Below are 13,250 nucleotides of genomic sequence, written 5' to 3'. Positions count from 1 at the left end.
AGCGCCGCTTCGGCGGCCTGGAGCGTCTGTACGGCATGGCCGGCGCGGCCGCGATCCGGCGGTCGCACGTCGCCGTGGTGGGGATCGGCGGCGTCGGATCCTGGGCCGCGGAGGCCCTGGCGCGCAGCGGCGTCGGCGAGCTCACCCTCATCGACCTCGACCACGTGGCCGAGTCCAACATCAACCGGCAGATCCATGCACTCGAGGGCACGCTCGGCCAGGCCAAGGTACAGGCCATGCGCGAGCGCATCGGGCACATCCATCCGGCCTGCCAGGTCCATGGCATCGAGGAATTCGTCGAACCGGACAACTGGCCGTCGCTGCTGCCGGCCGGCGTCCATGCCGTCATCGATGCCTGCGACCAGGTGAAGGCCAAGCACGCCATGGCGGCGTGGGCCTTGCGCACGCGCGGTGCGTTGTTCGTGAGCTGCGGCGCCGCGGGCGGCAAGCGCCTCGCGCACCGGGTGGACATCGACGACATCGCGCGAACCACGCACGATCCCTTGCTCGCGCAACTGCGCTATCGCCTGCGCAAGTTCGACGGCGCTCCGCGCGAAGGCAAGGCCATCGGCATTGCCTGCGTCTTCAGCCGCGAGGCCGTGGCGCCACCCGATGCATCGTGCGACCTCGATGCGGCCGATGGCACCCTCAACTGCCACGGCTACGGATCCGTGGTGACCGTCACCGCCACCTTCGGACTGGCTGCGGCGGGGTTCATCCTCGATCGCATCGCGAGCCGGGCAAAACCCGTTTTTATCTAGGCTATACTCGCGGGCTGCACTGCAATGCACAGGCGGCATAGCGGTGATGAGTGGGACGTTAGCTCAGTTGGTAGAGCAGCGGACTTTTAATCCGTTGGTCGCAGGTTCGAATCCTGCACGTCCTACCAAAATTCCAGAGGGACTGGCTGTCATGGCCAGTCCCTCTTTTCGTTGGTGCGAAGCGTGACGTGTCAGTTGTCTCGGCGCATCCATCGCATGTTCCACAATGGAGGTCGTTCAGATCACCACTCGGAGCACCTGCATGGGTCCTTGCCGCAACAAACTTCTCACGCGCCTGTTCACGGCCTGCCTGGTGGGGGCCGCGACGCTCCCCGCCTTCGCCGGCAAGACGCTGGACACCATCAAGTCGCGCAACCAGCTCGTCGTGGGCGTGAGCACCGGCGTGCCCGGCCTTTCCGCTCCGGACAGCCAGGGCCGCTGGAGCGGCCTCGACGTCGACATCGGCCGTGCGGTGGCCGCCGCCATCCTGGGCGACGGCGAAAAGACCAAGTGGGTGCCGCTGACCGTGCAACAGCGCTTCACCGCCATCCAGTCCGGCGAGGTGGACCTGCTGTCGCGCGGCACCACCTTCACGCTGACCCGGGATGCCTCGCTGGGCCTGCACCAGACGGCCATCGTGCTGTACGACGGCCAGGGCTTCATGGTGCCGGCCAAGAGCAAGGTCACCAGCGCCAAGCAGCTCAAGGGCGCCACCGTGTGCCTGCAGGGCAGCAACACCACCGAGAAGAACCTGGCCGACTTCTCGCGCGCCCACAAGCTCAATCTGAAGCCGGTGGTGTTCGACAAGCTCGATGCCGTGACCGTGGCTTATTTCGGCGGCCGCTGCGACGCCTACACCTCGGATGCATCGGCCCTGGCCGCGGTTCGTTCCAGGGAAGCCAAGGATCCCAAGGACCACGTGATCCTGCCCGACCTGATCTCCAAGGAGCCGCTGGGTCCGATGGTCCGGCGCGGAGACGATGAGTTTTTCGCCATCGTCAAATGGGTGGTCTATGGCCTGATCGAGGCCGAGGAGCATGGCATCACCCAGGCCAACGTGGACCAGCTGAAGGCCGAAAGCACCGACCCCGCCGTCCAGCGTCTGCTGGGCAAGAGCGAGGACACCGGCAAGCTGCTGGGGCTTGATCGTGACTGGCTCGCCCGCGCCATCAAGACCGTGGGCAACTACGGCGAAATCTTCGAGCGCAACCTCGGCGAGAAGACGCCCGTCGGCCTGCCGCGTGGCCTGAACAAGCCATGGAACCAGGGCGGCCTGATGTACGCGCCGCCGATCCGCTGAAGCCCGGCGCGCCTCGTCGCCGGGGCGTTCCTTCATGACGATTGCGCCCCGGCCTCGTCCGGCGCCGGCCGCCGGTGCCGCCTGGAGCTGGCGCAGTCGCAGCGCGCGCCGATGGGTCTACCAGGCACTGGCCCTCGCGGCGTTGGCCGCGCTGGTGGCCTGGCTGTTCGGCAACACCTGGACCAACATGCGCGCGCGTGGCATCCAGAGCGGATTCGATTTCCTGGCGGACACGGCGGGCTTCGAGATCAGCGAAGGCGTGCTCGACTACTCGGGCAGCGATCCGTACTGGAAGGCCTTTCTCGCCGGCCTGCTCAATACGCTGCGGGTGGCTGTCATCGGCTGCGTGCTGGCCACCTTGGGCGGCGTGCTGGTGGGCGTCGGACGGCTGTCGCGCAATGCCCTGGTGCGCGGCCTTTGCCGCGCCTATGTCGAGCTGTTCCGCAACGTTCCGCTGCTGATCCAGCTGCTGGTCTGGTACCTGATTTTCGTGGAGGTGCTCCCTGCGCCGCGTGAGCCGCTCACCCTGGGCGGTTGGGCGTTCCTGAGCAAGGGCGGCCTGGCGCTGCCGCAGCCGGCGAGCGGCGCGGGCTGGGGGTGGGTCGCCGCAGGTGCGGCCCTGGGCGCCGGTACCGCGGCGGCCCTCTGGCTGCGGGAACGCCGACGCTTTCGTGCCGTGGGCGGGCCACCTCCCGGCGTGCTGCTCCAGCCGATGGCGATCATCCTGGCCGCCGGGTTCCTGGGTTGGCTCGCCGGCGGGCGCCCCACGGCCTGGGACATGCCCCAGCCTGGCGGCTTCTCGATCGAAGGGGGCATGTCGCTGACTCCCGAGTTCATGGCGGTGCTGCTGGGGCTCACGGCCTACACCACTGCCTTCGTGGCCGAAGTGGTGCGGGCCGGCATCGTGTCGGTGGGGCGCGGCCAACTCGATGCGGCCGCGAGCATCGGCCTGCCACGCGCGCTGGTGCTGCGGCTGGTGGTCTTGCCGCAGGCACTGCGGGTGATCGTGCCGCCCATGACGAACCAGTACCTCAACCTGACCAAGAACTCCTCGCTCTCGGTGGTCGTCGGTTATCCCGACCTGGTCTCGATCGCCAACACCTCGCTCAACCAGACCGGGCGCGCGGTGGAGTGCATCGCCATCATCATGGCCGTGTACCTGGTGCTGTCGCTCGGCACCTCGGCGTTGATGGGTGCTTTCAATCGCCGTGTGGCGATCCGGGAGCGTTAGAAGCCGTGTCCGTGAACCGCGCCCCTTCGTTCATCCCCGCGCGTTCGCCACCGCGAACGAGCACCGGCCTCGCGCGCCGTCTGCATGACAGCCTGGCGGCGGGCCCGGCCAGCCTGCTGGCGACCGTCGTCCTCTTGCTGCTCGGCGCCTGGGCGCTCACCCACCTGGCCCAGTGGGCCGTGCTGGACGCCGTCTTCGTGCCGGACGCCGACGCCTGCGACGCCGCGCGCGGGCAGGGCGCCTGCTGGGGCGTCATCGCCGAGAAGTACCGCGTCATCCTCTTTGGCCACTACCCGTACGCGGAGCAGTGGCGCGCCGCGCTCGCGTCCGTGCTGATGCTCGCCCTGGTGGTGGCGAGCGGCGTGCGCCGGCTCTGGCGTCGCTGGCTGCCGGTGGCCTGGATCATCGGCCTGCTGGCTTTCCTGGTGCTCATGGGCGGCGGCGTGCCCGGACTGCCGGCGGTCGCCACGACGCAATGGGGCGGGCTGCCGCTGACGCTGCTGCTCACCACGGTCTCCCTTGCGCTGGCGTTTCCGCTCGCGCTGCTCGTGGCGCTGGGGCGGCGCTCGTCGCTCCCCGTGGTGCGCACGGTATGCACCGTGTATGTCGAGCTGGTGCGGGGCGTGCCCCTGATATCGGTGCTCTTCATGGCCAGCTTCATGTTCCCCTTGTTGCTGCCCGCCGGGCGCAACCCCGACGTGCTGCTGCGCGTCACCGCGGGCATCACGCTGTTCGCCGCGGCCTACATGGCCGAAGTCGTGCGCGGCGGCCTGCAGGCGGTGCCCGCCGGCCAGCAGGAGGCCGCGTCATCGCTGGGGCTGGGCTACTGGCGCACGCAACGGCTGGTGGTGCTGCCGCAGGCGCTCACCACCGTCCTGCCGGGTCTGATGAACAACTTCATCGCCCTGCTCAAGGACACCTCCCTGGTGACGGTGGTCAGCCTCTACGAGCTGACGGGCGCGCTGGGCCTCGCGCTGTCGGGCGATCCGACCTGGCGGCCGTACAAGGTCGAAGGCTACCTGTTCATCACCCTGATCTACTTCGCGCTGTGCTTTTCCATGTCCCAGTACGCCCGGCGACTGGAAGCACGCCTCCACCGCCACGCCGAATGAGTTCGACTCCCTCTGATTCCAATGCCTCGCTGATCGAGTTCGACAAGGTCAACAAGTGGTATGGCGATGGCCTGCATGTGTTGCGCGACATCGAGCTCTCGGTGCGCGGCGGCGAGCGCCTGGTCATTTGCGGGCCCTCGGGTTCGGGCAAGTCCACGCTGCTGCGCTGCGTGAACGCGCTCGAGGATTACCAGGAGGGGCGCCTCACGGTGGCCGGCCACCTGCTGGGCGACGACCTCAAGAGCATCGAGGCGGTACGGCGCCAGGTGGGCATGGTGTTCCAGCAGTTCAACCTGTTCCCGCACCTCACGGTGCTGGAGAACCTCACCTTGGCACCGGTCTGGGTCGCGGGGGTCTCGCCGGCGGCGGCACGTGAGCAGGCGATGGCGCAACTCGAGCGCGTGCGCATCGCCGAGCAGGCCGACAAGTACCCGCTGCAACTGTCCGGCGGGCAGCAGCAGCGAGTGGCCATCGCGCGGGCACTGTGCCTCAAGCCCCGCATCATGTTGTTCGATGAGCCGACCTCCGCGCTGGACCCCGAGATGGTCAAGGAGGTGCTGGACGTCATGGTCGATCTCGCGGGGCAGGGCATGACCTTGCTGTGCGTGACCCACGAGATGGGGTTCGCGCGCGCGGTCGCCGACCGCATCGTCTTCATGGACGAAGGGCAGGTGATGGAGGAGGGGACGCCGCAGGACTTCTTCTCCAGTCCACAGACCGAACGGGGACGCGACTTTTTGTCGAAGCTGCTCGAGCGCTGAAGGAACGCCCGCCCGCGGGCCGCGGCGTCACAGCAGGTAGTCCCCGGCCGCTTCCGGCTGATACAGCACCGACACGATGACCGCGGCGCCTTCTTCGCCCGTGGGTCCGCGCCAGCTGGCCAGGTCGCCCACGCTCAGGCCGAGCACGGCGAAGCCCATGGGGGACAGCACCGACACGCGGCCCGACGCCGCATCGGCCTCGTTCGGATAGGACAGGGTCAGTTCGGACTCGACGCCGCTTCTCGCATCCTTCAGGCGCACCTGCGAGTTCATCGTCACGACCGTGGGCGGCACGGCAGGTGAGGGCACGACTTCGCTGAAATCGAGGATCTCGGCCATCGAGTCGGCGCTGGGCGGCCTGGACTCCGGCCGCGAGAGCAGGCGGCTGACCCGCGCGTGGTCGAGTTCGGTGAGGGTGCGTGTGGCAATGGAAGCAGTCATGTCGGTACTCCGTTCAACGGATTCGGGTTCGGGCGCATACCGGGCTTGGCCGGTGTCGCGGATGGGGAAACAGGCGCGGCGGCCGTTCGGCGGTCGCTGCCTGCAGGGACGCGGGGGCGGATGCACCTGCTGCAGGTGGCTCCCGGCGGTCGAGGTGGGGTGCTGGTGGGTGGGTGAGGCCGACCGCCGGGCTAGGAATGTGCAGCGGTTCGACGCAGCGCTCGCTGCGTGGTGCGACGCCGGCGCGCGGCCGCGACCGCTTCCGTCTGGCACACGGAAGACGCGGCGGGAGTCGAGCTCGAACCTGCGCAATGCATCATGCGATGAAGTATAGGCCGGCCGGTATGGATGACCGGCTCATGGGCGCTGGTCCCTAGAATGGATGACATGGCCAAGCAGATCGAATCGGTCGTCGAGAGTCTCCGCAGCCGCATCGTCGCGGGCCAGTACGCCCCCGGCCAGCGGCTTCTGGAGTTGTCGCTGTCTGCCGAGCTCGGTACCTCGCGCACGCCCATCCGGTTGGCGTTCGAAGAGCTGGAGAAAGAAGGCCTGGTCGAGCGCCTGCCCACGCGGGGTTTCCGGGTCAGGGCCTTCGATGCCGACGAGATCGCCGAGGCGGTCGACGTGCGCGGCGTGCTGGAGGGCATGGCGGCGCGGCTGGTCGCCGAGCGCGGCCCCACACCCGAGGTACTGGCGGCGCTGAGGTCCTGCGTGGACGAAGGCGAGTCCCTGCTGCAGGCCACGCGCGACGGCGCCCACCCGCTCGACGGCCCGGCGTGGATCGCCATGAATGCGCGCTTTCATGCCGCGCTGGTGGGTGCCTGCGGCAATCGGGCGCTGATGTCGGCGCTGGAACACGTGGCGCGCCGACCGCTGGCCAGTGCCGCAGCCCTGACCCTGCCGGGGACGGTGCCACGGCTGGAGCAGCGCTTCATCGAGCGCGCCCAGCAGGACCATGCGGACCTGGTGAGCGCGCTGGAGGCCCGCCAGGCGGTGCGCGCCGAGGCCTTGATGCGCGAGCACGCCTATCGCAGCCGCGAGAACAAGCGGCTGCTCAGAAGCGGCACGCCGCCGTCGATGCCGGTCGACGGCTTCTGAGCATTCGCTCCCGGCTCAGCCCATCTTGATGTTGGCCGACTTGATCAGGTCGGTCATCTTCTTGATCTCGCTGGCGAAGTAGGTCTTGAATTCCGCCGGTCCCATGGTGGACAACAGCAGCCCGCCGGCTTCCAGCTTGGCCTTCATCTCCGGCGTGTTGGCCACGGCCAGCACCGACTCGGCGATCGACTGCACCACCGGGGCGGGCGTGCCGGCAGGAGCCATCAGCGAGAACCAGCCGACCAGCTCATAGCCCTTGACCGTCTCGCCAATGGCGGGCACGTCGGGCAGCACGTCCAGGCGCGAACGCGTGGTGACTCCCAGGCCCTTGAGCTTGCCGGCCTTGATGTGCTGGATGGTGGGCGCCAGGCCCGAGAACGCGAGCGAGAGGGTGCCGCCGAGCACGTCGGCCACGGCCGGGGCGTCACCCTTGTAGGGCACGTAGGTGAGCTTGATGCCGGCCTGCTGCGCGAAGTATTCGCCGGCCAGGTGCGGGGTGCCGGCGTTGCCCGACGTGCCGAAGTTCAGCTTGCCGGGGTTCTTCTTGGCGTACTCGATCAAGTCGGCCACCGAGTTCACCGGCAGGGTCGGGCTGGCCGTGAGGATGATGGGGCCGTCGGCGATGCGCACCACCGGCAGCAGGTCGCGCGCCGTGTCGTACGACAGGTTGGGGAACATGGCCGGGTGCGTGGCGAAGGTGGACGAGGCCAGCAGCAGCGTCTGTCCGTCCGGCGCGGCCGAGGCCACGGCGGCGCCGCCGATCGTCGCGCCGCCGCCCGGCCGGTTCTCCACGATCACCTGCTGGCCCGAGCGTGCGGTCAGCGCTTGCGCCACCAGGCGCGCGACGACGTCGTTGGCGCCGCCCGGGGCGTAGGGCACGACGATGCGCACGGGCTTTTCGGGCCAGGCGGCATGGGCCGGCAGCCAGCCCGAAAGCGCGGTGACGCCCAGGCCGGCGGCGGTTTTCTGCATGAAGCTGCGGCGGGTACTGGTGGCGTGTGACATGAGGAATCTCCTTGGGTTGAAGTTGTGGGTGGGTCCGCGGTCAGCGGTCGAAGGGTGGGAGTCTGAGCGATTTCATCTGCCGGATGTAGTCGGCCACGGCCGAGTCCAGCGAGAAGCGCGGCTCGAAACCGAGGTCGGCGCGGGCCCGGGTGTTGTCCAGGATGCCCGCGTAGTTCACGCCCGAGCCGATGTAGTCGAGTCCGCCGGCGATCTCGATATCGGCCCGCGGCACCTGGCGGCGCACCGCGTCGGCGAGGTCGTGCAGCGTGGTGGCCCGTGCGTGCGAGATGTTGTATTCGGTGTAGCGCGGCTTGGGGTGCAGCAAGGCGAGCACGATGGCCTCGGCCACGTCGTCGGCATAGATCATGTCGTCGCGCTGGTCGCCGCCCCGTGGAATGCGAACGGGCCTGCCGTGCAGAGGCTCTTCGATGATGCGGCTGAGGATGGAGAAGTTCTTGTGCCGCAGCGTCTTGCCCGGCCCGAAGATGGTCGCGAAGCGCAGCGCCACGAACTCCATGCCGAACTGGCTGGCGTAGCAGCGGCCCATGGATTCGCTGGCGACCTTGCACACGTCGTACACGTGCACCGGCCGCAGCGGGTGGTCTTCGGCGATGGGGCGGTAGGTGGGGTGCGCATGCTCGCCTTCGATGGCGCCGTAGGCCGCCCGCGAACTCGAGAACACGAAGCGCCGCACGCCGGCCTGGCGCGCGGCCTCCAGCAGGTGCACCGTGGCCTGCGCGTTGACCGCGAACACCGCGCCCGGGTCGTCCGGGTGGCCGATCAGCGCGGCCAGGTGGACCACGCGCTCGATCGCCTGCTCGGCCAGCACCCGCCGCAGCAACGCCGGGTCGGTGAGGTCACCTTCCACGATGGTGACGGCGCGCGCGCACTCGGGCCCGATGAGCGAGGTGTCGGCCCGGTTGTCGAGCACCACCGGCCGCAGCCCCCGCTCGACCAGCTTGCGGGTGACCCATGAGCCGTTGACGCCCAGGCCTCCTGTGATCAGCACGTTCATCAATGAACCCACTTCCTTTGCTTGAATTGCATGCAATCGTCGATAGAATGAAGCATACTCGCACCGAATCCTCGAGCGTTGCATGCAAGAGCCGCGCCGTCGATGCGGAAATACCCGACCCCCCCACTCCTCCCAGGAGGCCAGATGACCCACTCCTCGACCCCCCAGGGCACCGGCCCGTTCATCGGCGTGCCGCCGCCGCTGCTCCCCAGCATCACCGAGACCAAGCACTGGTTCCAGGCGATGGACAACTTCTGCCGGTTCATGGCGATCAAGGCGGGCGATCGCGTGTTGATGCTCACCGACCCGCTGCTCGATCCGCGGGTGGTCGATGCGTTCAGCGGCCTGGCCGCCGCGCGCGGCGCCACGCTCAGCGTCTACATGGCGCCCGACACACGCCTGCCCGGCATTCCCGAGACGCTCAAGCCGCTGATCCAGGAAGCCACGTTCGTGGTGTCGACCTGGTTCTGCTCGATCGAGGACCCGTTCAACGTGGCCATGCGCAAGGCCGGCCAGCGCTGGGTCAAGATCACCTATTTCCGCGACCTCGACGTGCTCAAAACGCCGCAGGCGCGCTTCCCGGTCGAACTGGTCAGCGAGATCATCCGCGCCACCGAGCGGCGCATCCCCAGGGGCCGCGACTTCGACATCCGCTTCACCGACGAGCGCGGCAGCGACCTGCGCATCCCGTTCACCGCAGCCATGCGCGACACCATGTACGCCGGCCTGCGCTGGCAGGGCAAGATCTCCGCCGCCGAGCCCGGCTGCTACGCGCACTACCTGCCCACGCACGGCCCCAACTTCTGGGACAGCACCGCGATGAAGAACGACACCAACGCGTATCTGGCGGTCGAAGGCGTGCTGTATCCGCAATGGGCCATCGGCTTCGAGAAGCCCTTCGCCGAGAAGATCGGCGTCGTCTTCAAGGACCGCTTCGTGACCGAGGTGACCGGCGAGTCCGACGACGCGGCGGTGCTGCGCGAGATGCTGGTGGGCGGCAAGCTGATCGAAGGCGGCGGCTGCGGCTTCAACCCCAAGGCGCCGCGCAACACCATCTACCCGGCCGGCTCCAACGCGCCCGGCGCGCTGCACTTCGGCATCGACCTGGCCAAGCCCAGCGACTTCATCCGGCGGGTCATGCCGAACTGGGAAGAGCCGCCGATCCACCAGGACCTGGTAGTCCTCGATGCCACCGTCACCGCCGACGACGTGAAGCTGATCGACAAAGGCTTCCTGATGGCGCTGCGCGACCCGGCCGTGGTCGAACTGGCTGCCACCTTCGGCGACCCGGTCGAGCTGCTCGAAGGCTCGGTCTAAGCAGCGGCCCGGGGGCCCCCGTCGCTGGCCGGCCGGGCCGCCTTGTTGCAAACATTCCTCAGGGCACGGTCTTATTGCGCTGTCCGGACACCCGGGCCGATAAGCGGGATGAGCGGCTGGACCGCGCCACTAGAATCCGCGTCTTCCCTTGCTCGACGGATCGCCTTCTCGCATGCACAGCCCCCTTGCCGCGGCGCCCACGCCCGACGTTTCATGTGACGTGCTGGTGGTCGGCGGCGGCCCGGCGGGATCCACGATCGCCACGCTGCTGGCCAGGCGGGGCCGCAGCGTCCACCTGCTCGAGAAAAGCACCCACCCGCGGTTCCACATCGGCGAATCGCTGCTGCCGGCCAACGTTCCCCTGTTCGATCAATTGGGCGTGCGCGAGCAGGTCGAGGCGATCGGCATGCCCAAGTGGGGGGTGGAATTCGTCTCGCCCGACCACGCGCATCGCAGCAAGCTCGAATTCGGCGACGCCATGGACAAGTCGCTGCCCTACGCCTGGCAGGTGCGTCGTTCCGCGCTCGATGAACTGTTGTTCCGGCACGCGTCGCACAGCGGCGCGCAGGCTCTCGAAGGACACCGCGTGCGCGACGTGCGCTTCGACGCCGAGGGCGCCACGGCCACCGTCCAGCGCGACGACGGCACCCTGCAGACCTGGCGTTGCCGCTACCTGGTCGACGCCACCGGCCGCGACACGCTGCTGGCCAGCCAGTTCAAGAGCAAGCTCAAGCACCCGCGCCACAACAGCTCGGCGGTCTTCGGGCACTTTCGCGGCGCGCGCCGCCTGCCGGGCCGCGAAGAGGGGCACATCACCATCTTCTGGTTCCGGCACGGCTGGTTCTGGTTCATTCCGCTGGCCGACGGCACCACCAGCGTCGGTGCCGTGGTCTGGCCGTATTACCTGAAGTCACGGCGCACGCCCGTCACCGAGTTCTTCCGCGACACCCTTGCCATGTGCCCGGCCCTGGCCGATCGGCTGGCCGGCGCCACCCTGGTCGACGAGCAGGTGCATGCCACCGGCAACTACTCGTACCTGGGCACCCACTGCACCGGCGAGCGCTACGTCATGCTGGGCGATGCCTTCGCCTTCATCGACCCGGTGTTCTCCTCGGGCGTGTACCTGGCCATGAGCAGCGCGTTCGAGGCCGTCGACCTGGTCGAGTCCACGCTCGATGCCGGCCCCGCCCGCGCCGCCGGCTCGCGCCGCGCGTTCGAACGCTTCATGCGCAAGGGCCCGGCCCAATTCAGCTGGTTCATCTACCGCGTCACCAACCCCACCTTGCGCGAGTTCTTCATGTATCCGCGCAACCCGTTCCGCGTGAAGGAGGCACTGTTGTCGGTGCTGGCCGGAGACATCCATCGCGACACGCCGCTTCGCCTGCCGCTGAACCTGTTCAAGGGGCTGTACTACGTGCATGCGCTGATGCATCCTGTCCGTACCTGGCGCGCGTGGTCCCGGCGGCGAGCCAACATCGCCGACACCTCCCGCGAGCCGGTTGCGTTCTGACAGCTCCATGGCCTTTCATTTCTTCTCGCCGCCACCTCAAGCCGCCGGACCCTTGCGCGCGGGTCCCGTCGCCGTGATCGCCTGGCCCCTGCGCCTGGTCCTGAGGGCCTGGCTGCTGGTCTTGCTGGCCTGGCTGGGCGTGCTGTCGCTGGCCTGGAACGCGGTGGCGCCGCTGTTGCGGCTGGTGCTGCCGGCGCGCTGGGGCCGCGTGGTGGGGCGTGCGGGCATCTCCGGCGTGTACCGCGTCTACTGGGCTTGCGCCCGCTGGAGCGGCCTCATGCGCATGGACGCGCAGTCGCTCGACGTCCTGCGCCATGAGCCGGGCGGCCTGGTCATCGTGGCCAACCACCCCAGCATGCTCGACGCGATGATGATCGCCGCGCGCCTGCCGCGCAGCGTCTGCGTGATGAAGGCCTCGCTGATGCGAAACCCGTTCCTGGCGGCCGGCGCCCGGCTGGCCGGCTATGTGGTCAACGAGGACACGCGTCCCATGGTGCGGGCGGCCGTCGAGTGCCTGCGCGAAGACGCCCAGCTGATCATCTTTCCCGAGGGAACCCGCAGCCTGGGTCCGCGCCGCATGCACGGCTTCACGCGCGTGGTGTCGGTCATGGCGCGGCAGGCCAACGTGCCGATCCAGGCCGTGGTGATCGAAACCGACTCGCCCTACCTGTCCAAGGGCTGGCCGCTGTGGCGGCTGCCGCCCCTTCCCATCGTGTTCCGCGCGCGCCTGGGCGAGCGCTTCGAGCCCAGTGCCGACCACGACGCCCTGACCGAACGGATGGAGGCTTACTTCCGCAGGGAACTGGGCCAGTGACTCCTTCGCGCACCCACCTCGTCCTCATCCCCAGCTACGACACCGGCCCCAAGGTGTACGACACCGTGCGCGAGGCGCGGGCGCAGTGGACGCCGGTGTGGGTGGTCGTCGATGGCAGCACCGACGGCACGGCCGAGGGCCTGCTGGCCATGGCAGCCCGGGACCCGGGCCTGCACGTGATCGTGCTGCCGGCCAACCAGGGCAAGGGCAGTGCCGTGCAGGCCGGCCTGGAGCAGGCGCAGCAGGCCGGCTTCACCCATGCGCTCACCATGGACTCGGACGGTCAGCACCCGGCCGGGCTCATCGCCGAATTCATGCGCCGCTCGGCCGAATTGCCCGACGCCATGATCCTCGGCCAGCCGGTCTTCGATGCCTCGGCCCCCTTGCTGCGTGTGCGGGGCCGGCGCGTCTCCAACGGCTGGACCAACCTGGAAACCCTGGGCGCCGGCGTGGGCGATTCGCTCTTCGGCTTTCGGGTCTACCCCATCGCCGAACTGGTGGCCGTCATGCGCCGCCAGCCCTGGATGCGCCGGTTCGATTTCGACACCGAGGCCGTGGTGCGCCTGGCCTGGCGCGGCGTCGCCCCCATCAACGTGCCGGCCCCGGTGAAGTACCTGCGGCCGGAGGAGGGCGGCGTGTCGCACTTCAACTACCTGCGCGACAACGCGCTGCTCACGTGGATGCATGCGCGGCTGATGCTGGAGTTTCTGCTGCGCTTGCCGCTGCTGCTGCTGCGGCGGCTGCGGCGGGCGCCGCCGTTCCAATACCTGTAGCGCAGCGCCGTTCCCCCTGGGTGCGCCTTTCCTGAGCCTGTCCTGGCGGTTCTCCGTGGGCTTGTCGAAGGTCCTCTCCTGCAGGCTTCGACAAGCTCAGCCCGAACGGAAT

At 68.8% G+C, this 13,250-nt stretch carries 13 protein-coding genes and 1 tRNA gene; 11 read left to right on the top strand and 3 right to left on the bottom strand.

Annotation, left to right across the window (positions count from 1 at the left end; translation table 11 throughout):
• The first annotated feature begins 35 nt into the window (after window positions 1-35).
• The 6 genes from JI739_RS01000 (at window position 36) to JI739_RS00975 (ending at window position 5,165) form a co-directional block, all read left to right on the top strand.
• Window positions 36-761 (top strand): tRNA threonylcarbamoyladenosine dehydratase, encoded by a 726-nt coding sequence (locus JI739_RS01000; protein ID WP_201683257.1) that lies wholly within the window; start codon window positions 36-38, stop codon window positions 759-761.
• 52 nt (window positions 762-813) lie between these two features.
• Window positions 814-889: transfer RNA gene (locus JI739_RS00995), tRNA-Lys, on the top strand.
• Window positions 890-1,023: 134 nt separating this feature from the next.
• Window positions 1,024-2,061 carry an amino acid ABC transporter substrate-binding protein gene (locus JI739_RS00990; protein WP_201681983.1) on the top strand — a complete coding sequence of 346 codons (1,038 nt, stop codon included), beginning with the start codon at window positions 1,024-1,026 and terminating at the stop codon, window positions 2,059-2,061.
• Window positions 2,062-2,095: 34 nt separating this feature from the next.
• Window positions 2,096-3,292, top strand: a complete 1,197-nt coding sequence (locus JI739_RS00985; protein WP_201681982.1) for an amino acid ABC transporter permease — start codon at window positions 2,096-2,098, stop codon at window positions 3,290-3,292.
• Between the two features lie 11 nt (window positions 3,293-3,303).
• A complete protein-coding gene (locus JI739_RS00980) occupies window positions 3,304-4,404 on the top strand; it encodes an amino acid ABC transporter permease (RefSeq protein ID WP_201681981.1) in 1,101 nt (366 codons plus the stop codon).
• On the top strand, window positions 4,401-5,165 hold the full coding sequence (locus JI739_RS00975; RefSeq protein WP_201681980.1) for an amino acid ABC transporter ATP-binding protein: 765 nt from the start codon (window positions 4,401-4,403) through the stop codon (window positions 5,163-5,165). The genes JI739_RS00980 and JI739_RS00975 overlap by 4 nt, the downstream gene beginning before the upstream one ends.
• Before the next feature lie 27 nt (window positions 5,166-5,192).
• Here JI739_RS00975 and rnk read toward each other — a convergent pair whose 3' ends face one another.
• A complete protein-coding gene (gene rnk / locus JI739_RS00970) occupies window positions 5,193-5,606 on the bottom strand; it encodes a nucleoside diphosphate kinase regulator (RefSeq protein WP_201681979.1) in 414 nt (137 codons plus the stop codon).
• Between the two features lie 387 nt (window positions 5,607-5,993).
• Between rnk and JI739_RS00965 the strand changes: the two genes are divergently transcribed.
• Window positions 5,994-6,704: a GntR family transcriptional regulator gene (locus JI739_RS00965; protein WP_201681978.1), complete on the top strand. Its 711-nt coding sequence runs from the start codon at window positions 5,994-5,996 to the stop codon at window positions 6,702-6,704.
• Between the two features lie 15 nt (window positions 6,705-6,719).
• Here JI739_RS00965 and JI739_RS00960 read toward each other — a convergent pair whose 3' ends face one another.
• Complete coding sequence (locus tag JI739_RS00960; protein ID WP_201681977.1) at window positions 6,720-7,709, bottom strand: Bug family tripartite tricarboxylate transporter substrate binding protein; 990 nt, start codon at window positions 7,707-7,709, stop codon at window positions 6,720-6,722.
• A gap of 40 nt (window positions 7,710-7,749) precedes the next feature.
• Window positions 7,750-8,724, bottom strand: coding sequence for an NAD-dependent epimerase/dehydratase family protein (locus tag JI739_RS00955; protein WP_201681976.1), 975 nt, complete (start codon window positions 8,722-8,724; stop codon window positions 7,750-7,752).
• A gap of 144 nt (window positions 8,725-8,868) precedes the next feature.
• On the opposite strand from JI739_RS00955, the gene JI739_RS00950 reads away from it, so the two are divergent.
• From JI739_RS00950 to JI739_RS00935, 4 genes are all read left to right on the top strand, one after another.
• Entirely contained in the window at window positions 8,869-10,041 is a 1,173-nt protein-coding gene (locus JI739_RS00950; RefSeq protein ID WP_201681975.1) for an HAD family hydrolase, read from the top strand.
• A gap of 172 nt (window positions 10,042-10,213) precedes the next feature.
• Entirely contained in the window at window positions 10,214-11,551 is a 1,338-nt protein-coding gene (locus JI739_RS00945; RefSeq protein ID WP_201681974.1) for an NAD(P)/FAD-dependent oxidoreductase, read from the top strand.
• A gap of 7 nt (window positions 11,552-11,558) precedes the next feature.
• The gene (locus JI739_RS00940; RefSeq protein WP_201681973.1) at window positions 11,559-12,365 is read left to right on the top strand and encodes a lysophospholipid acyltransferase family protein; all 807 of its coding nucleotides are present in this window, start codon (window positions 11,559-11,561) and stop codon (window positions 12,363-12,365) included.
• On the top strand, window positions 12,362-13,138 hold the full coding sequence (locus JI739_RS00935; protein ID WP_201681972.1) for a glycosyltransferase family 2 protein: 777 nt from the start codon (window positions 12,362-12,364) through the stop codon (window positions 13,136-13,138). The genes JI739_RS00940 and JI739_RS00935 overlap by 4 nt, the downstream gene beginning before the upstream one ends.
• Window positions 13,139-13,250 lie beyond the last annotated feature (112 nt).

Origin of the sequence: Ramlibacter aurantiacus (assembly GCF_016722895.1) — a bacterium.
In the GTDB taxonomy this organism is placed as follows: Bacteria; Pseudomonadota; Gammaproteobacteria; order Burkholderiales; family Burkholderiaceae_C; genus Ramlibacter; species Ramlibacter aurantiacus.
The sequence above is the reverse complement of the archived record's forward strand: the minus strand, read 5'-3'. Positions and strand labels throughout refer to the sequence as shown.

Excerpts from the sequence above, each read along its gene's own strand:
- JI739_RS00940 (WP_201681973.1), top strand. The coding sequence starts at position 11,559 with ATGGCCTTTCATTTCTTCTCGCCGCCACCTCAAGCCGCCGGACCCTTG.
- JI739_RS01000 (WP_201683257.1), top strand. The coding sequence starts at position 36 with ATGGCCGGCGCGGCCGCGATCCGGCGGTCGCACGTCGCCGTGGTGGGG.
- JI739_RS00965 (WP_201681978.1), top strand. The coding sequence starts at position 5,994 with ATGGCCAAGCAGATCGAATCGGTCGTCGAGAGTCTCCGCAGCCGCATC.
- JI739_RS00945 (WP_201681974.1), top strand. The coding sequence starts at position 10,214 with ATGCACAGCCCCCTTGCCGCGGCGCCCACGCCCGACGTTTCATGTGAC.
- JI739_RS00975 (WP_201681980.1), top strand. The coding sequence starts at position 4,401 with ATGAGTTCGACTCCCTCTGATTCCAATGCCTCGCTGATCGAGTTCGAC.
- JI739_RS00985 (WP_201681982.1), top strand. The coding sequence starts at position 2,096 with ATGACGATTGCGCCCCGGCCTCGTCCGGCGCCGGCCGCCGGTGCCGCC.
- JI739_RS00990 (WP_201681983.1), top strand. The coding sequence starts at position 1,024 with ATGGGTCCTTGCCGCAACAAACTTCTCACGCGCCTGTTCACGGCCTGC.
- JI739_RS00950 (WP_201681975.1), top strand. The coding sequence starts at position 8,869 with ATGACCCACTCCTCGACCCCCCAGGGCACCGGCCCGTTCATCGGCGTG.
- JI739_RS00955 (WP_201681976.1), bottom strand. The coding sequence starts at position 8,724 with ATGAACGTGCTGATCACAGGAGGCCTGGGCGTCAACGGCTCATGGGTC.
- JI739_RS00960 (WP_201681977.1), bottom strand. The coding sequence starts at position 7,709 with ATGTCACACGCCACCAGTACCCGCCGCAGCTTCATGCAGAAAACCGCC.
- rnk (WP_201681979.1), bottom strand. The coding sequence starts at position 5,606 with ATGACTGCTTCCATTGCCACACGCACCCTCACCGAACTCGACCACGCG.